This window comes from Luteimonas sp. RC10, from assembly GCF_014192745.1.
Classification (GTDB): domain Bacteria; phylum Pseudomonadota; class Gammaproteobacteria; order Xanthomonadales; family Xanthomonadaceae; genus Luteimonas.
In genome coordinates this window covers 769800-787612 of sequence record NZ_JACHYJ010000001.1, presented here as the reverse complement: position 1 = coordinate 787612, position 17813 = coordinate 769800, and the positions used below count along the sequence as shown (strand labels likewise).

Annotated in this window: 20 protein-coding genes; 9 read left to right on the top strand and 11 right to left on the bottom strand. The window is 69.2% G+C overall.

Translation table 11 applies throughout. The features are described 5' to 3' along the window. Positions 1–13 precede the first annotated feature (13 nt). The 10 genes from FHW73_RS03495 to FHW73_RS03450 form a co-directional block, all read right to left on the bottom strand. A complete protein-coding gene (locus FHW73_RS03495; RefSeq protein ID WP_183425294.1) occupies positions 14–496 on the bottom strand; it encodes a hypothetical protein in 483 nt (160 codons plus the stop codon). Beyond that, the gene (locus tag FHW73_RS03490; protein WP_183425293.1) at positions 493–1851 is read right to left on the bottom strand and encodes a FliI/YscN family ATPase; all 1359 of its coding nucleotides are present in this window, start codon (positions 1849–1851) and stop codon (positions 493–495) included. The genes FHW73_RS03495 and FHW73_RS03490 overlap by 4 nt, the downstream gene beginning before the upstream one ends. Continuing rightward, a complete protein-coding gene (locus FHW73_RS03485) occupies positions 1848–2516 on the bottom strand; it encodes a FliH/SctL family protein (protein ID WP_183425292.1) in 669 nt (222 codons plus the stop codon). The genes FHW73_RS03490 and FHW73_RS03485 overlap by 4 nt, the downstream gene beginning before the upstream one ends. Before the next feature lie 31 nt (positions 2517–2547). Continuing rightward, positions 2548–3168, bottom strand: coding sequence for a hypothetical protein (locus tag FHW73_RS03480; RefSeq protein ID WP_183425291.1), 621 nt, complete (start codon positions 3166–3168; stop codon positions 2548–2550). A gap of 2 nt (positions 3169–3170) precedes the next feature. After that, the gene (gene sctJ / locus FHW73_RS03475; protein ID WP_183425290.1) at positions 3171–3950 is read right to left on the bottom strand and encodes a type III secretion inner membrane ring lipoprotein SctJ; all 780 of its coding nucleotides are present in this window, start codon (positions 3948–3950) and stop codon (positions 3171–3173) included. A gap of 13 nt (positions 3951–3963) precedes the next feature. Then, entirely contained in the window at positions 3964–4383 is a 420-nt protein-coding gene (locus tag FHW73_RS03470; protein ID WP_183425289.1) for a hypothetical protein, read from the bottom strand. Positions 4384–4416: 33 nt separating this feature from the next. After that, a complete protein-coding gene (locus FHW73_RS03465; RefSeq protein ID WP_183425288.1) occupies positions 4417–4752 on the bottom strand; it encodes a hypothetical protein in 336 nt (111 codons plus the stop codon). Positions 4753–4818: 66 nt separating this feature from the next. Further along, complete coding sequence (locus FHW73_RS03460) at positions 4819–6078, bottom strand: FHA domain-containing protein (RefSeq protein ID WP_183425287.1); 1260 nt, start codon at positions 6076–6078, stop codon at positions 4819–4821. A gap of 87 nt (positions 6079–6165) precedes the next feature. Then, a complete protein-coding gene (sctV, locus tag FHW73_RS03455; RefSeq protein WP_183425286.1) occupies positions 6166–8223 on the bottom strand; it encodes a type III secretion system export apparatus subunit SctV in 2058 nt (685 codons plus the stop codon). Positions 8224–8479: 256 nt separating this feature from the next. After that, entirely contained in the window at positions 8480–8923 is a 444-nt protein-coding gene (locus tag FHW73_RS03450; RefSeq protein ID WP_183425285.1) for a flagellar biosynthetic protein FliO, read from the bottom strand. A gap of 72 nt (positions 8924–8995) precedes the next feature. Here FHW73_RS03450 and FHW73_RS03445 point away from each other — a divergent pair, with 72 nt between their 5' ends. The 6 genes from FHW73_RS03445 to sctT are packed head-to-tail and all read left to right on the top strand — an operon-like array spanning position 8996 to position 13781. Further along, on the top strand, positions 8996–10099 hold the full coding sequence (locus tag FHW73_RS03445) for an ATP-binding protein (RefSeq protein WP_183425284.1): 1104 nt from the start codon (positions 8996–8998) through the stop codon (positions 10097–10099). A gap of 2 nt (positions 10100–10101) precedes the next feature. Beyond that, a complete protein-coding gene (locus FHW73_RS03440; RefSeq protein ID WP_183425283.1) occupies positions 10102–10701 on the top strand; it encodes a response regulator in 600 nt (199 codons plus the stop codon). Next, entirely contained in the window at positions 10694–11737 is a 1044-nt protein-coding gene (gene sctQ / locus FHW73_RS03435; protein ID WP_183425282.1) for a type III secretion system cytoplasmic ring protein SctQ, read from the top strand. Before FHW73_RS03440 ends, sctQ begins: the two co-directional genes overlap by 8 nt. A gap of 3 nt (positions 11738–11740) precedes the next feature. Continuing rightward, positions 11741–12730: an EscR/YscR/HrcR family type III secretion system export apparatus protein gene (locus FHW73_RS17520; protein ID WP_305067764.1), complete on the top strand. Its 990-nt coding sequence runs from the start codon at positions 11741–11743 to the stop codon at positions 12728–12730. Next, on the top strand, positions 12730–12996 hold the full coding sequence (sctS, locus tag FHW73_RS03420; protein ID WP_047136761.1) for a type III secretion system export apparatus subunit SctS: 267 nt from the start codon (positions 12730–12732) through the stop codon (positions 12994–12996). Before FHW73_RS17520 ends, sctS begins: the two co-directional genes overlap by 1 nt. Further along, positions 12996–13781, top strand: a complete 786-nt coding sequence (sctT, locus tag FHW73_RS03415; RefSeq protein ID WP_183425281.1) for a type III secretion system export apparatus subunit SctT — start codon at positions 12996–12998, stop codon at positions 13779–13781. Before sctS ends, sctT begins: the two co-directional genes overlap by 1 nt. A 537-nt stretch (positions 13782–14318) precedes the next feature. On the opposite strand, the gene sctU is transcribed toward sctT, so the two are convergent. Next, positions 14319–15524 (bottom strand): type III secretion system export apparatus subunit SctU, encoded by a 1206-nt coding sequence (gene sctU, locus FHW73_RS03410; protein ID WP_183425280.1) that lies wholly within the window; start codon positions 15522–15524, stop codon positions 14319–14321. A 242-nt stretch (positions 15525–15766) separates the two neighbouring features. On the opposite strand from sctU, the gene FHW73_RS03405 reads away from it, so the two are divergent. From FHW73_RS03405 to FHW73_RS03395, 3 genes are all read left to right on the top strand, one after another. Further along, positions 15767–16084: a hypothetical protein gene (locus tag FHW73_RS03405; protein ID WP_183425279.1), complete on the top strand. Its 318-nt coding sequence runs from the start codon at positions 15767–15769 to the stop codon at positions 16082–16084. Positions 16085–16138: 54 nt separating this feature from the next. Beyond that, on the top strand, positions 16139–16816 hold the full coding sequence (locus FHW73_RS03400) for a hypothetical protein (RefSeq protein WP_183425278.1): 678 nt from the start codon (positions 16139–16141) through the stop codon (positions 16814–16816). 83 nt (positions 16817–16899) lie between these two features. Next, positions 16900–17805 (top strand): hypothetical protein, encoded by a 906-nt coding sequence (locus tag FHW73_RS03395; protein WP_183425277.1) that lies wholly within the window; start codon positions 16900–16902, stop codon positions 17803–17805. Positions 17806–17813 lie beyond the last annotated feature (8 nt).

Below are 17813 nucleotides of genomic sequence, written 5' to 3'. Positions count from 1 at the left end.
TCCTACGGCTTGGCTAGCGGCGCGCCAGATGGCGCGCCTGCATCAGATCTTCGGCAGTGGCCTCTTCCTGGCGCGCCTGCAACCCGCGTTGTTCCCCGCGCCAGACATCGCGGCGCTTCTCCAGCGCATCCTCGCGGGCCTTGGCGCGGAAGAACGCGTCACGCGCGGCCTGCAGGGCCTGCTCGGCCTCGCGCACCGCATCCTGGGCCTTGGCCAGGCGTGCCTGGGCGCCGACGATCTGCTCGCCGATCAGTTCGATGTAGAGCTCGCGCTGGGTCAGCGCCGCCGGCCACGGCACGCCGGCCGGCGGCGGGTCGAGCAACCGCGCGCGGTGCTGCGTGCGCGAGGCGCGCAGTTCGTCAATCTCACCCTCGATCCGCTGGCAGGCGTCCTGGCACTGCTGCAGTGCACGCTGTCGGTCCAGCACCACGCGCCGCGCCGCTTCGGTGCGGTGCGCACGCAGTTGCAGCAGCGTCTGCAGCGGGTAGCGTTTCATGCGAACAACTTCCGCAAGGCCGCCGACGAGGTGTCGAACGGCACCAGTTCGTGTTCGGACTGTTGCAGCAGCGCGCGAATCGCACCGATCTTTTCGATCGCCAGATCGGCGTCGGGATCGGTGCCGCGCTTGTACTCGCCCAGCTGCACCAGCAGCTCGATGTCCTGGTGCTTGGCCAGCAGTTTGCGCAGCTGCCCGGCCGCACGCAGGTGCGGCTGCTCGACGACCCTGGGCATCGTGCGGCTGAGGCTGGTGAGCACGTCGATCGCCGGGTAATGGTAGGCGGCGGCAAGCTTGCGCGAGAGCACGATGTGGCCGTCGAGGATCGAGCGCACTTCCTCGACGATCGGGTCGCCGCCATCCTCATCCTCGGCCAGCACGGTGTAGAACGCGGTGATCGAGCCCTTGTCGTTGTTGCCCGCACGCTCGAACAGCTTCGGCAGTTCGCTGAACACCGAGGGCGGAAAGCCGCGCCGTGCAGGTGGTTCGCCGACCGCCAGGCCGACATCGCGCAGCGCGCGCGCAAAGCGGGTGACCGAATCGACCAGCAGCAGCACGCGCTTGCCCTGATCGCGGAAGTACTCGGCGACCGCAGTGCCGACCCACGCCGCGCGACTGCGCTCGAGCGCGGGCCGGTCGGACGTGGCGACGACGATGACCGATTTGGCCAGGCCGGCCGCGCCGAGATTGTCGTTGATGAATTCGTTGACCTCGCGGCCGCGCTCGCCCACCAGCACGACCACGTTGACGTCGGCGTCGCCGCCCCGGGCGAGCATGCCCAGCAGCGTGCTCTTGCCGCCGCCGGCGACTGCGAAGATGCCGATGCGCTGACCCTCACCGGCAGTCATGACGGTGTCGATCGCGCGCACGCCGGTCGAGAACGGCCGCTCGATCAACGCGCGGCGCAGCGGATTGGGCGAGGCAGCGTAGATCGGCGCATCGACCGTTGGACCGATCGGTCCCAGGTCGTCGATCGGCGTGCCATGGGCATCGAGAATGCGCCCGAGCAAGCCGTCGCCGACCGGCACCGACGCCTGACGACCGGAGGCATAGACCTCGGTCGTCGCCGCGATGCCGTCGAGCGGACCCAGCGGGGTCAGCACGGTGTGCTGGCGCGACACGCCGACGACCTCGGCCGCCAGTTCGAACCGGCTGTCGCCGGGATTGCGCAGGTGGCACAACTCGCCGATCGCCGCGCGCAGACCCGTGGCCTTGATCAGCGTGCCATAGGCCTCGCTGACCCGGCCGACGCGCTCGATCGCCTGGACCTTGCCCAGCGCGTGCAGCAGCGGATCGTGCGCGGGCGCCGGCGCACCGACGGCATCGAGTGCAGAGAGGGCGAGATCGGTGGTCATGGCGCGGCCACGTGGTGCGCGCTTGCCTGCGCCAACGCGGCGCGGATCGCCTCGATCTGCTGGCTGACGCCAGCGCGGACTTCGCCGGCCTCCGAGACCACGATGCAACTCAAGGGGTCGAGGCTTTCGTCGTCGACCAGTTCGATCAGGCCGACGCCCGGATGCGCCTGGCGCACCGCGCCCAGGCCCTCGCTGACACGCTCGCGTGCCGAGGGGTGGACGCGGATCATCAGGAACTGCTCGGCCTGGGCCGATTCGACCGCCTGCATCACCAGCGTGGGCACGACGGCAGCGGCGTCGAAGCCGGGCGCCAGCCGCTGCACGATCGCGCAGGCCAGATCGCCGATCCGGCCTGAAGCCTCGGCCAGCACGCGCGCGCGACGCTCGTTGAGCGAGGCGAGTTGCTCGGTCATCTGCTGCTTGGCGCGCTCCAGGCCTTCGGCGAACCCTTCCGCATAGCCCTGCTCGCGTGCCTTCTGGACCTCTGCGCCCGCTTCGTCGTAGAGGGCGTTGACGCGTTCGAGCAGCGCATCGAGCTCGCCCAGCGATCGCCACTCGGCCGCCCGGACGATCGGTCCGGTGACGCCGCGCTGGAACTGGCGGCGCTCGAAGACAGCGGCGCTGCCCTCGGGTCTGTGGCGCTGGGGAGAAGCGGCGGTCGACATACGCGTTCGAGACTCCGGTGATCCGCGTCGCTCAGGCGGCGACAGCGCGGTTCTGATGATGGGTCTGCACCACGAGCACGGGCTTTTCGGGCAGGTGCGCAGGCGGCAGCGCCTCGGGGGCTTCGAGCAATCGCGCCCATTGCGCGAGCGCCGGATCGCGATGGCTGGCCCAGGCCTGGAGTTCGGCGCGGCCCTGAAGTGCAAAGGTGCGCAGCAGCGTCGTCGTGCCATCGGCCGCCGACAGCGCGTGGCGAAGATCCTCGGCAAGCCGCGCCTGGATCTCCGGCTCGACCTTGGCATCCCAGACGCTGCGGTCGAGCGCGAGCAGATAGCTGCTGCCCAGCGCCGCCTTGAGCCGGCGCACCGGCTCGCGTCCGATCTCCGCCCGGATCGCAGGTGCGTAGGCAAGCACGCCCAGATCGCGGTGGAGCGCATCGAGGCGGGCACGGCTCCAGCGCGCGATCAGCGCGCCGGGGCCGTCGGGCGAAGGCGCCAGCAGATGCGAAGCCGGCCCGGCTGCGAGCGCGGCGGCCAACAGGCGACGCCCCAGTGCACTGTCACAGGCGCGACGCAGCAAGGCGGGATCAAGCCCGCCATCGCCGGCCCCATGCCAGGCCGGATGCACCTCGGCCAGCAGCGCCCGCAGTGACACGGTCAGCCCTGCCAGCGCTTGGGCGCGGGCTCCGCAGGTGCGGCGCTACGCCCACGCAGACGGCTGCCGAACGCCAGCAGCAGGGCGATGATCACGACCACCGCCGCTGCGATGCCGATCGCCATCGGGCTCACCGCCGACAGCGCCATCGCGGTGCCGCCGCTCTGGCCAGCCTCCGGCGGCGCCGGCATCGCCACGAACTTGACCGAGACCTGATTGATATCGGTCAGCCCTTCGACGCCGTCCTTGACCACGATCTTGATATCGGCCTCGCGGTCGCGGACGCTGGCGCCGGGCTGCTCGAAGATCCACACCGCCGCCGACGTCTTGCCGGTCGAGCCACCGAGCGGATCGCGCTCGGGCAGTGCGATGTGCACGCGGGCGTTGGCCACGCCAGGCAACATGCTCAGCGTGTGCGAGATCTCCTGCTGCAGGCCGTGGATGTAACGGCCGCGCTCGTCGGTGGCCGACGACGCGAAGCCTTCCTTCTTGAAGATGTCGCCGAGGTTCTGATAGTGCTGCCGCGGCAGGCCGCGGGCCTCCAGCACCGCCATCGCCTGCGGAATATCGCTCTCGGCCACGACGACGTCCCAACCGACCTTGGTCGCCGACGGCTTCTTCTTGGCCTGGATGCCCGAGCTGATCAACGCGCCCATCATCTCGTTGGCCTGCCGCTCCTCGAGCGCGCTGTACAACGGGCTGCCGCCGCAGCCGGCGAGCACCAAGCACGCCAGCAGCACGACCAGCCAGCCCGACCATCGATTACGGTTGGAAAGACGCATCCACGTCACCTCGTCAGGACTGCTGGCGGAACAGCTGCTGGATGCCGTCGGACGTGCGGTTGGCGACGTTCGATGTCATTTCGCACTGGAACAGGAAGTGGTGCGACTTCATCGTCATCTCGATGACCTGGCCAGGCGTCAGTTCCCCGGTGTTCTGGGTCATGGTCTTGGCCAGCGAGTTGATGCTCTCGGCACCGCCGTTGAGGTTGTCGACCGCCGACATCAGCATCCGCATGCCCTCCGACGGCTCGGACGCGCCGACGCTGGCGACGTCGGGCGTCGCATTGGCGACCGAGGGACTGCCACCGGCGCGGCTCATCGCCTCGGCGAACTGGTTGACTTCATACGCATCGGCGACGGGCTGTCCACCGCCCGGTGCCCCTGCCCCCTGTGCCGCGGGCTCGATGCCGACGGCCTGGATTGCGTCCACCATGATGATCTCCTTAGAACGATTGGCGCGTGCCGCTTACTGCTTGCGACCCAGCGTCTCGAGGGCCTGGCCGACGCTGTTCTGCGAGGTCGAGGCATTGTTGGAGAGGAACTGCATGCGCAGGCTCTCGGCGGTGAGTGCGACCACGTTCGACGGCTGGTCACCGCCCTGGCCGATCACGTCCGACAGGTTGGTGATGCGTGTGGCCTGTGCGTCGAGCGTCTGGCCCCAGGCACGCGACATCGCCTCGTACCAACTGGAGCTGCCGCCGCCAGCACCGCCGGTGCGCGTGCCGCGGAGGGTGTTCTGGTCGTTGTGCATCGATGCGCGACCGATGAAGTTGCCGATCGCGTCGTTGGAGATAGTGGTCATGTTGTGGCTCCTGTCGTGATGCAAAGGGGGTGTTAGGCAACGAACGCGGCGCGATGCGCCTTGGGGTTACTGGGTGGTGGCGGCCGGACCGCCCTGGGCCGCATTGTTGCGGGCGGTCGCGACAACGCCGCGGCTGCCGGCGGTGACGCCGGCAACGACCTGCGTGAAGCGTGGATCGACCTGCTCTCCGGTCGGCGCCGACGCGGTCGCGGTGTCGTCGAGCGTGGCCACCGGGCCGGGGGTGATCTTGACCAGGTCGCCGCGTGCATTGAGCACATGGGCGGACGCGCCGATGGAGATCAGCCGCCCCTTGCCGGGCAGCTCGTCACCGGGCACGAAGCGCCGCCCGTCGGAGGCGATCAGATGCGGGTCTTCGCCGCGCACGATCGAGACGATGTGCGGCGGGGGCTCTTCGGGCGCCTGGCCTTGCGACGCGGTGCGCGGCACCTGGCCGTCGGGCGTGCGCGGCAGGATGCGCGCGACCCCGGAGATCTCGCTGACCGCCCGCGAGCGGGCCAGGCGCTCGATCTCGGCGCCGTCTTCGAACTCGCCGACCACTTCGACGTCGCCATTGCCGGTGTAGCGTGCCTTCACCGGGATGCCGTGCCCGCGGAACATTTCGGCCACGTCGGCGGCGATGTTCTCGCCGGTGCGCAGTTGCAGCGACGCGGCGATGCCTTCGGCCTGGAGCTGGGCGCGCAGCCGTTCGAGCGTCGCGGCGCTGTCGACCGCGCCGGTCACCGACGGCCGCCCATCGACGCCATCGGAAATGCCCGGGTTCATCACCCGGTGCTCCTGGAGCAAGGCGTCGAGTCGGTCGCGCGGATCGACCGTGGTCTGCGACCCCGGCAGCACCGCGGCGAAGATCGCCAGCGAGGCGAGCGACAACGCAGCAATGCCGGCGATCAGCGGCAGCCGGCGCACGAACCCCGAGCGCCGCGGCGCCGCTTCGTCGGGCGGCGCGAAGACGGTCACAAAGCCGTCCCAGTCCGGATCGTCCTCACGGCCGAACGCGATTGCGGCCTCGCCCAACCGCACCGGCTGCACGGTGGCCAGTTCGACCGGATCGCCAGGCTCGACCTGGGTGGCGCCGACCTGGACCGGCGCGTCGAGCGCGCGCACCAGGAACCGGCCGCCGACCAGCGTCACCAGCGCATGGTGGCTGGCCACGCCGTCGTCGGCGAGGACGATATCGCAGTCCTCACCGCTGCCCACCAGGATCATTTCCTCGTCGCCGAGCACGCGGCTTGCGCCAGCGTGCAGGCCATCGACGATGCGCAGCACCTGGTGCACGGGCCGCGTCGGATTGTCGTTGCGTTGCGTCATGAGTGTCCTCGCTTGGCGTACGCTGCGCGCGGCACCGCGAACATCCGTGCGGCCCGGCGGCATGCGCCCCGGTTTGATACGACATGGTCACGCATTGATCTGCCCCGCCTGCACGATGCGCAGATCCGGTGCCAGTTCCTGGTACGAGAGCACCGGCAGGTCGAAGAAATCGACCTCCATGAGCTTGCGCAGATGTCTGCGCACGTCCAGCGAACACAACAGCACCGGTCGCACGCCGGGGGCTTGCCGGCCCAGGTGCGCACGCACCTCGTTGCCGAGCCGTCCGGCCAGTTCCGGAGAGATCGCAAGCTGGCTGGCACCGCCCGCCACGCGGACCGATTGCCGCAGCTTGTCTTCCAGTTCGGGATGGATCAACAGTACATGCAGCGTGCGCTCGTCGTCTGAATAGCGATCGGCGATCTCGCGCTTGAGCGCGACGCGCACGTATTCGGTCAACAGCACCACATCCTTTTCGCGGCCACCGACATCGGTGATCGCCTCGAAGGCATCACGCAGGTTGCGGATCGGCACGCCTTCTTCCGACAGCCGCCGCAGCACGTCGGCCACGCGCTGCGGTGCGACCACGCGCAACATTTCCTTGACCAGGTCAGGATAGTCGCGCTGCATGCGCGCGAACAGATTCGAGGTTTCCTGGATGCCCAGAAAGCCGCCCATGCGCCGGCGGATCGCCGCATCGGCGTGATGGGCGAGCACATCGATCGGTGCCTGCGCACTGTCGGCCTGCGCCTGGGTCCACTCGCCGGCGACCACCGCCGGGTAGAACCCGGTCAGCTTCGCCGCGACGGCCGCGCTGGCCGGCTGCGGCTGCAGCCAGGCATCGGTACGCAGGCGACCGGTCGCGATGCGCGCGCCGAATGCGGTCAGGCGGTACTCGTCGTCGGCGAACGTCGGCACGATCCGCATCGACGGCACGGGCACCGGCACGCCGTATTCCTCGCGCAGCCGCTGCGCGGTCTCGGCGATGCGCGCCTCGAGGTTGTGCGCGCCCAGCGCCTGGGCGAGCGCCGGGGAGACCTGCAACTGCAACGGCGCGGGCGGCGCGAGATCGTCGCGCTCGGTCGCCTGTTGCGCTTCGGCCACCACCTCTTCCTCGCTGACCCGGAACGCGCGACGCAGCAATTCGAACTGGTGGCGGTAGCGCCAGGCACTCAGGGTCAGCAGGCCGACACCCAGCACCAGGAACACACCCCACGGGAAGCCGGGCACCAGGGTCATCAACAAGGCCAGGATGCCGGTGATCAGCAGCACGCGCGGCTGGCCCGAGACCTGGCGAGTGATCGCATCGCCCAGGTGGCGGTCGTCGATCTCGCCGGTGGTGCGGGTGACGACAAGGCCGGCGGCGATCGTCGCCAGGATCGCCGGAATCTGCGACACCAGACCGTCGCCGATGGTCAGAATGCTGTAGACGTGCGTCGCCTCGGCCAGCGGCATCCCCTTCTGCAGCACGCCGATGGCCAGGCCGCCAAGCAGGTTGATCAGGATGATGACGATGCCGGCGATCGCGTCGCCCTTGACGAACTTCATCGCACCATCGAGCGAGCCGTGCAACTGGCTCTCGGTCTCGAGCAGGCGGCGCTTGCGACGCGCCTCGTCCTTGTCGATCAGGCCCGCGCGCAGGTCCGAATCGATCGACAGCTGCTTGCCGGGCATCGCATCGAGCGTGAAGCGCGCAGCGACCTCAGCCACGCGCTCGGCGCCCTTGGCGATGACGATGAACTGCACGACCGTGATGATCAGAAACACCACCATGCCGACCACCAGATTGCCGCCGGCCACCAGCGTGCCGAAGGTCTCGACGATGTGGCCGCCTTCGGCGTGCAACAGGATCGAACGGGTGATCGCGATCGAGATCGCCAGCCGGAACAGCGTGGTCAGCAGCAGCACGCTGGGAAAGCTGGAGAACGCGACCGGCGTGGGGATATAGATGCCCAGCAACAGCAGGCCGAACCCGATGGAGATGTTCACCGCCACCAGTGTGTCGATGATCACCAGCGGCAGCGGCAGGATCATCACGCTGATGATGGTGACCGCCGCGAACGCCAGGATGACGTCGCTGTAGCCGAACTTGCCGCGGGGTGCGGCCCCGGCGGGCGCGCCGGTCAGGGTGGCGAGCAGGGCCTTCATGCGCCCGCTCCTTGGCGCAGGCACGCAGGCGCGCGCCTTGACGCGGGCACCGCGCAATTCCGCACTCCGCGCAATCTGGACTTCATTCGGCGCATCTGCCCCTGACCTCGTGCGTCACTTTTTGCCCTTGTACGATACCCTATGGATGTTAGGAAGTGGTCAACCGGATGTTGCAAGCGTGTCGCAAAGCCGGGCGCAAGCAATGTGAAGGCCGCGGCGTCGGGCTGGACAGGGTGACGCCGGGCGTCACGCAGGCTTAACGATCGCCAGCGATATTGAAGCGCGCGTCCGTGCGCGTTGCTGTCTCGCTGGCTGGCGCCAGGTCGTCCGCCTCCAGATCGGTGACGAACGTCACGGATTGGGCGCCAACACCGATGGCGAACGATCGGCCCGCGCGTGACCGCACCACCACCAGCCGTTCCCGGGGGCCGACTGGCAGGATCTGCACCACCGTCAGCGGCGTGTCCCCACTCGACAACCCATAGCGACGGCGCAGCAGCCGCAGCAGCAACAGCAGACCAGCGATGATGAAGACCAAAGGCAATACGATGGCCAGCATTTCGCCGACGAAGGAGTCGCTGGTCGGTGCAGCCGGGGCGGCTGGCGCAGCGCTGGCCCATCCCGACCAGCAGGCGATGGCCAGCAGGCCGGATGCCCGGCGCAGTGCGAAAAAACGGGACGGGCAGGCAGCACGGGTCATGGCATCTTGGCGGGTGCGCACCGGAGCGGTGCCGGCCTACGTTATCAGCGCCGTGCAGGCTGCCGCTGCCGCATGACAGGGGCAACGGGCCCGTCGCGCACCAGCCGCTCGCGGTCGACCGGGCGCGGCGCGCAATCCGATGCGCTGGCTGCCGTCCTGGCGGCTGTGCCGTTCGCCTGCGCGGCGTTTGATCGGCGCAGCGGCGCGCTGGTGGCCGCCAATCCACGTTTCTCTACCGATCTGGGCGCGCTACCCGGCCATGGCCAGCGCGATGCATTGCTGGCCAGCCTCTATGGCGATCTGACCGGCGAGGCGCGCGGTGAGGAAGTGCGCGCGCCGCACAGCGGCCGCTGGTACGCGCTGCACTGGCGCGATCTCGACTGCGGCGGCCAGGCGTTGTCGCTGCTGACCGCGGTCGACATCAGCGAACGCATCGAGACCCTGGATTCGCACAAGTCGCAGCAGGAGAAGCTGCTGTTCACCTCGCGGATGATGTCGGTCGGCGAGATGGCCGCCACGCTCGCCCACGAGCTCAACCAGCCGCTGGCGGCGATCGTGAACTACCTCAATGGCAGCCTACGGCTGGTCGGCCAGGCCGGTGGCCCGGTCCAGGTCGAGCGCGCGCTGCAGGCCGCGCGCACCCAGGCCGAGCATGCGAGCGCGGTGATCGCACGCGTGCGCGAGTTCGTCCGCGCCCGGGAGCCACGCCGCGACGCCCAGGAGCTGCCGCTGATCGTCGACACCGTGCTCGAGTTGCTGCGGCTGGAGGCCGAGCGTCAGCAGTTGCGCGTGGAGCTGGCACTGCCGGCCTCGCTGCCGCCGGTCTATGCCGACCGGGTGATGATCGAGCAGGTGCTGCTGAACCTGGTCAAGAACGCGATCGAGGCGATGCGCGAGGTCCCCGCCGCGCAGCGCGGCCTGCGGATCGAGGCCCGGGTCAACCTGGACGACGAGATCGAGGTCCGGGTCTGCGACCGCGGCCCGGGCCTGAGCCCGGCCCAGAGCGAGCAGCTGTTCTCGCCGTTCTACACCACCAAATCCGATGGCTTGGGCATTGGCCTTGCGATCTGTCGGTCGATCATCGAATACCACGAAGGCCGGCTATTCTTCGAGGCCAGGGATGGCGGCGGCAGCGTGTTCGGTTTCACGCTGCCCACGCCCGACAGGAGGATCTAGCGATGCCCGGCACGCCTTGCGTCTATCTGGTCGACGACAACGATGGCTTCCGCGACTCCACGGCCTGGCTGCTGGAGACGGCGAACTTCGAGGTGCGGGCGTTCGCGTCCGCCGCCGCGTTCCTGACCGTATTCGACAGCACCCGCCATGGCGACGACGAGTGCCTGGTCTCGGACATCCGCATGCCCGAGATGAGCGGCCTGCAGTTGCAGGACGAACTGCTGCGCCGCGGCTCCTCGCTGCCTTTGATCTTCGTGACCGCGCACGGCGACGTGCCGCTGGCGGTCGAGGCGATGCGCAAGGGCGCGTCGAACTTCCTGGAAAAGCCCTTCAGCGACGAGGCACTGGTCGAGGCGATCGGCCATGCGCTGCGCCGCGAGCGCCGACAGGCGGGGGCGCCGCAGGGCGAGGCGCTGGCGAAACTGAGCCCGCGCGAGCGCCAGGTGCTCGACCTGGTCGTGGCCAGCAAGCCCAACAAGATCATCGCCGACATTCTGGGTATCAGCATCAAGACCGTCGAACTGCATCGCGCGAACATGATGAGCAAACTGGGCGTACGCTCGTTGCCCGAACTGATGAAGGTGGCGCTTGGACATGGCTGACTCGGGCGTATCGACGCCGCCTCGCACTGCGACCCCGCTGCGCGAGCGCATTCCCCACCTGACCGCCGCTCAGGCGCAGGCGCTGCGCGCGCTGCATCGCCGTCGCCGGCAATGGCCATCGGCGGCCGGCACGCTGATCCTGCGCGAAGGCCGCCCCGGCGATCCGGCGGGCGTGTTCGAGCTCGATGCCGACGGCAGCCGGGTGGGCCTGCGCCTGAGCGCGGCACCGGCGGCCGACGATGAGGATGCGCTGCGCTGGCAGGACCACCAGGGACGCGCGCGCGTGCTCGCCTGGAGCCTGGCGCACGAGGCCGCGCTGGTGCGGCTGAGCGAGGCGCTGGGCACCTCGCTGCTGCCGCTGCCCGACCCGCCGCCGGCACCGGCGCTCGATGTGGTCTGGGTCGACTTCGAACTGCGTGCCGACGACGGCACCTCGCTGACCGGAAGCCTGCGCGCGAGCGTCGATTGGCTGACCGCCGCGCTCGGCCGCGACGCGGCGACCGATGCCGCGGCCGCCGATACCGGCCACTGGCGCCAGCTGCCGGCCGCCGTGTCGCTGGCGTTGGCCGGTCCGCCGTTGACTGCTGCCGATCTGCGCGACCTGCGCCCCGGCGATGTGGTGATCGTCGGTTCGACCCGCCAGCCGACGCTGCACGCCGAGGCCGTCGGCCTGCGCTGGCCGATCCGGCCCGGCGCCGAGGGCTGGCGGATCGACGGCCCCCCGAGCCCCCAACCCCGATTCCAGGAGAGTGCCCCGATGAGCGACACCGACGCCCCCGACACCCCCGCCGCCGAGGCGCCCGCGCCCGTCGAGGACCCGGCCAGCCGCCTGCCGGTGGAGGTGGCGTTCGAGCTGGGCAAGGTCGAGCTGCGGCTGGGCGATGTCGCCGGCCTGCAGCCGGGCTACGTGTTCGCCCTGCCTGCGCATCTGGAAGGGGCGAACGTGACGATCCGCGCCAACGGCCGTGTCGCCGGCCAGGGGGAACTGGTCGCGGTCGGCGACACGCTCGGCGTGCGCCTGCTGTCCTGGAGCTGAGGCATGGACTTCAGCACGTTCTCGCCCGCCCTCGTCCTGGTGACGGTGGTCAGCCTGGCGCTGGCGCCGTTCGTGGCGGTGATGGTGACCTCCTTCACCAAGATCGTGGTGGTGCTGAGCCTGTTGCGTAACGCGCTCGGGTTGCAGCAGGTGCCGCCCAACGTGGTCATCAACGGCCTGGCGATCGTGCTGTCGATCTACGTGATGTACCCGGTGATCCTCGACGTCAATGCCGCCGTCGAGGCCCGGCTCGAAGGGCGCCCGCCGCCGGCGTCGGTGCAACGCCAGATCGACGCGCGTGCCCAGCAGCAGGCCGTGCGCGAGGGCCGCGCGATCGACGTCCGGCCCGCGGCCCCGACCGCTGCGCCGCAGGCCGAGACGGCCGCGACCAGCCCGGCGGCGGCCGACGGCCTGGCCGCCGAAGCGCAGGCCCGCGGCGACACCGGCCCGGCGCCCGATCCGATGTTCAGCGCGGTGCGTGGCGGCTCGAGCAACGACCCGCCCGAAGCGCGCGAGCCGGTATTGCCGGCGCTGGCCGAGGAGATCACCCAGCCGGCTGCGCCGAGCGCGGCCCCGGCGGCGAGCGGCGCGTTCGACACCAACCGGCTGCTGACGATGATCGACGCCGGCAAGGAACCGCTGCGCACATTCCTGATCCAGCACTCCAGCGATGCCGAACGTGCCTTCTTCCTGCGCAGCGTGCAGCGCATGCTGCCGGTCGAGCGCCGCGGCGACCTGACGCCCGACGACTTCATCGTCGTGGTCCCGGCCTTCACGGTCAGCGAACTCACCGCCGCGTTCCAGATCGGCTTTCTGATCTTCCTGCCGTTCTTGATCATCGACCTGGTCGTGGCCAACATCCTGCTCGCACTGGGCATGATGATGCTCTCGCCCACGACCGTGTCGCTGCCGTTCAAGCTGCTGCTGTTCGTGCTGATCGACGGCTGGGCCAAGCTGGTCCACGGCCTCGTGCTCACTTACGGAACGACCTGATGGGCGACGTCCTGGAGTTCACCAAGGAAGCGCTGTGGCTGGTGCTGCTGCTGTCCGGGCCGCCGGTCGCGGCTGCGGCACTGATCGGCCTGGTGGTCGCGTTCCTGCAGGCGGCCACGCAGTTGCAGGAGCAGACGTTCCCCTACGCGCTGAAGTTCCTGACCGTGGTCATCATGCTGTTTGTGACCGGATCGCTGATCGGCGGCACGCTGTATGTGTTCGCCGACCGCATCTTCCTCGACTTCCCCGGCCTCGTCCGGCGCTGATGTTCGACTTCGCGCAGAACCCGTTGCTGGCGCTCGCGCTGACGCTGCCGCGCGTGGCCGGGGCGTTTTTGATGCTGCCGCTGCTGACCACCGAGACGGTGCCGGCGATGGTGCGCAACAGCTTCATGGTCAGCCTGGCGATCGTGGCGATCCCGATCGCACTGGCCGGGGCGCCGCCGATCGAGGCCGCCGGCACCGCGCACTGGTCGGCGATCGTGCTCAAGGAAACCTTCATCGGCATCTCGATCGGGTTCTGCTACGGCATCGTGTTCTGGGCGATCAGCTCGGCCGGCGTGATCATCGACACCCAGGTGGGCATGTCGATGGCGCAGATCTTCGATCCGATCCAGGGCCACCAGACCTCGCTGCATGGCGAGTTCCTGTCGCAACTCTCGTCGTGGCTGTTCATGGCCAGCGGCGCATTCCTGGTGTTCCTGGACCTGCTGATGACCAGCTACACGGTGTGGCCGGTCATGAGTTTCTTTCCCGACATCCGGCTCAGCGGCATGGCCTTGTTCGTCGGGCAGTTCAGTTATCTGATGACCGCGATGCTGCTGCTCGCCGCCCCGGCGATGGTGATCCTGCTGGTCATCGACCTGTCGTTCGGCCTGGTCAACCGCTACGCGCCGCAGCTCAACGTGTTCGCGCTGACGATGCCGATCAAGGCGTGGCTGGCGACGGCGATCATCCTGCTGATGCTCGGTGTGTTCGTCGAGATCGTGATGCGCCGGCTGGTCGACAACAGCGGACTGGTGAACGCCTTGAAGAGCGCATTCGGCGGCTAGCCGTTCGCCTTCATGGCGCATCGCGCCACGTCGGCGTCGGCTGTGTCTGCGCCGCCGTTCCGCGCGATCGCTTGAAAGGAGATCGCACACGTAGCAGGCGAAAGCCGTGCACTTGCGTTGTTCGCTTTCCCTCGGCAACAGAATCGAATGCGAAGAACAGAGCTTCCGCGCTGTTCGCGCGGCTTACTTTTGTCTTGTCAAAAGTAAGCAAAACCGCCGTCGCCGGACGCGATCTGCCGCATGAAGCCGCGGCAGGCCCCTGCGCTTCTCGGACGACGGGGCACGCAGCCCAAACTCGCTGCGCTCAGACATGGGCTGCTCTTCGGCCCCGCCGTCCTGCGATGCTCGGCTCGCTTTACGGCTCGAACATCAAATGCGCAAAGCAACGGCAACGGCAACGGCAACGGCAACGGCAACGGCAACGAGCGTAGCCCTTTCGCGCCACTCCGAACCCCGCCAGACACGATATCCCTATCCGATCCGCAATTTTGCAGCAATCACGCCGCGCGCACGCCCAACACTCGAAATCAGATCCCGTCAGCGCATCGGATCGCGCGGATCCTCGAACCGCTGGAGGATCGAGGGGTCGTCGGCCAACGGCGGCGCGGGCGCCGGCTCGGCTGCCAGGCCAATCTCCTCGCGCATGTCCTCGGGCGGCACGAACTCGGGCGGCTCGGGGCGCGATTCGCCCGTGCGCATGCCCTCGGCCCAGTACAGCACCTGGGCGACGGCCTCGAAGAATTCGTTGCCGATGTAGTCGTCGATCTCCACGCGCGCATTGAGGCCGCGTGCCAAGGGCACGTTCTGCAGGATCGGCACGCCCGATTCCTCGGCCACACGCCGGATCTCCTCGGCCATGTGCCCCTCGCCCTTGGCCACGACCAGCGGCAGGTCGTCGGTGCCCTGTTCGTACTGCAGGGCGACGGCGATGTGGGTGGGATTGGTCACGACGACGCTCGATCCGCGGACGGCATTGAGCATGTTCTGCTGCGACCATTCCTGGTGCAACTGCTTGCGCCGCTGCTTGACGTACGGATCGCCCTCGTTCTCCTTGACCTCCTGCTTGATGTCGCGCCGGCTCATGCGCAGCTTCTTGATGTAGGAGAACTTCTGATACGAGGCATCGACCGCGGAGACGAAGAAGAACACGAAGATCGTCCAGATGCCGATCCACTTGAGCGCATGCCAGATCGCGCTGCCGATCGCGGCGGGCTGGGCGAACGGCAGGTTCAGCAGGCTGGGGATCATGCCCCAGAGCACAAAACCGCCGATGGCGATCAGCGCCACGCTCTTGAACATCGACTTGATCAGCTCGATGAGATTGTCCATCGAGAACATCTTCTTGATGCCGCTGACCGGGTTCATCTTCGACAGATCGGGTGTGACCTTCTTCATCGAGGCCACCGGCCCGACCTGCAGGAACTCCACCAGCAGACCCAGCAGCACGGCCATCAACAGCAGCGGCAGGGTCATCGACAGGAACACCTGCGCGGCCAACGGCACGACGGTGCGCAGCGCGATGTCGAAGGGCTGATTCAAGACCTCGAGCGCTTGCTCGAACAGTCCGCGCACGCGACGGAACATGAAGCCCATCAACAGCCAGCCGCCGACCAGCCAGCCCATCACCAGCACGGTGCTGGTCAGTTCCCGGCTTTTGCTGACATTGCCTTCCTTGCGGGCGTCCTTGAGCTTCTTGCTGGTAGGCTGTTCGGTCTTGTCGGCGCCTTCGTTCTGCTCTGCCATGCGGGCCTGCACCGGCGCATCACGGGGATCTGGAGGCTAGCACGCAGTGCGCAGACATCGCGCGGTGCGCGGAGAACAAGGACGCCAGGGGCCGGCCATCATGCATTCATGTTGAGATGGCCAGCCACCGGCAAGGGCGCGCCCCCCCTAGGGCCAGCCCGAGATAGCCCGCATGTGGCACCGGCGTTACAGTCGCGCCATCGTCGCTATGAGCGGCATCCACGGATCCCAGCGGACACGGCATGAGCGGTATCTCCTCCAACACCGGCTTCACCGCCGCCAGCCTCGAACGGCTGGGCAGCCAGGTCGCATTCGACGACCTGCGCCAGCCCGATGGCAGCGGGCTCGTCGGTCTGGGCGAGGCCGACGGCGCGCTGGCCGCCCGCGGTCCGCAGGCCGATCCGGGTGAGGACATGCTCAATGCCGTCGCCTGGGACGATGTGCCGGCCGGATCGCGGTTGTTCGCCGGCGATCGCGCGTTCGAAGGCCGTCTCGCCGGCCTGGACCTGGCCGCTGCCGCCGATCACGGCACCGACGCGATCCTCGACGCCCTCGGCTAGGGCGACGCACGCACGACGCGCTAGAGTGCCGTCGTCCTTGTTGGCTGTCCTTCGATGAACGCCGTGCCCTCCGCGCAATCCCTGCGTGCCGCCGCCGACCGCCTGGTGTCGGCCCTGGCTGCGCATTCCGATCCCGAGTACCGATTGACCGTCCTCAAGCGACTGGCACGGCGCCTGGGCGAGGACCGCTATCCGCTGTTCCTGCGCCTGCTGCAGGTGGTCGCCGAGAGCGACGACGCCCACGCGCAACGCCTGGTCGCCGACACCTTCGGCACCGCGCTGCGTCGCATGGACCTGCCCGGCGGCGCGCTGAGTTCGTGGGGCGCGACCCGCCTGCCCGACGCCAGCGGCCCGGTCGCGGCCAGCGCGTTCTCCGGCCAGTTCTTCGGCGGTACACCGCGCCGCCTGCTCGGGCCGGTGGAATACCTGACGGTCTGGCATCTGCAGCGGACCCAGCGCACCGCATTGTCGGCGCAGACCTTCCGCAAGAGCCTGGCGCGGATGATCGCACTGCTCAACCGCAGCGAGGATGCCCGCACGCTGTATCCACAGAAGCTTGCGGCCGATGCCCAGAACGAACTGGAAGGCGCCTACACCCGCGCCACGCGCGAGCGGCTGGCCGCGATCGCCGCGGCCTGGCGCGCCGGGCGCACGCCCGACGAGATCGCCCAGGCCGCGCTCGATGCCGCGGCCGCCGACACCCCGCGCGGCTGGGTCACGCACGATCTGTGAGCGCGGCCCGGACGGCTCACTTGTCGTGAGCGACCTGGCCATTGCAGGATGGTCGGCCTGAGGGGGCCGAGGAGAATCGCCGGATGCACGCGCACGCGCCGACCCGCCGCCGGCCCCGCCGGCGTCCGCATCGTGCCTGCACGGCGCTGTTGCCGCTGCTGCTGTGGCTGGGCGGCTGCGACCGGCCCGCGCCGGAGACTGCACTGGCGCCGACCGGCGGCGCGACCCCGGTCGAGGCGGTCACGGTCCTGACCGCACACCTGCGCGGCGGGGATCTGGCCGCGTTTGCGCGCGATGCGTTGCCGGCCGATCTGGCGCCGGCGCTCGAGCAAGCCTGGCGCGAGGACCGCACCCGATGGCCACTGTCGGAACTGCCGCTATCGGGTCAGATTCCTGCGGCGCTGGCCGCGCTGCACGCGGCGGACGCCGAACGCGCGCTGCTGGCGACCTTCGATCGGCAGTTCGCCGGCGCCGACGGCGAGCTGCGCTCGACGGCGCGGGCCCTGGCCGTGTTCGCGACCCAGTATCTGGCCCAGTCGCCGGGGTTCAGCGACGACGAACGCCAGCACTACACCCAACTGGTGGCGGCCACCGGTGAGTGGGCGGCCCGGGCGCCATTGGCCGACCGCGCCCTCGCCCAGCAGACCGTCGAGGCACTGACCGCGGCGGTCCGGCGCAGCGCCCTCGACGGCGACGCTGCCCTCGGCCGGGCCGGCATGGCGGCCGGGCTGCGCCGCCTGTCGCCGGTGTTCGAGGTCGCCAAGCAGCAATTGCGTGCCTATGGCCTGGATCTGGATGCGAGCTTCGACAGCGTCACGCCAACGCTGGCCTCGCAGACCGGCGACCAGGCGCGGGTGCGGCTGCGCTACCTGCTCGATGGCCGTTCGATCGATGCCGAGATCGGCGTCGAACGCGTGGCCGGGCGCTGGTACGTGTCCGACTTCCTGCGCCACGCCCGCACCGCGGCCACGCCCCCGCCGGGCCCCTGACGCCCGCC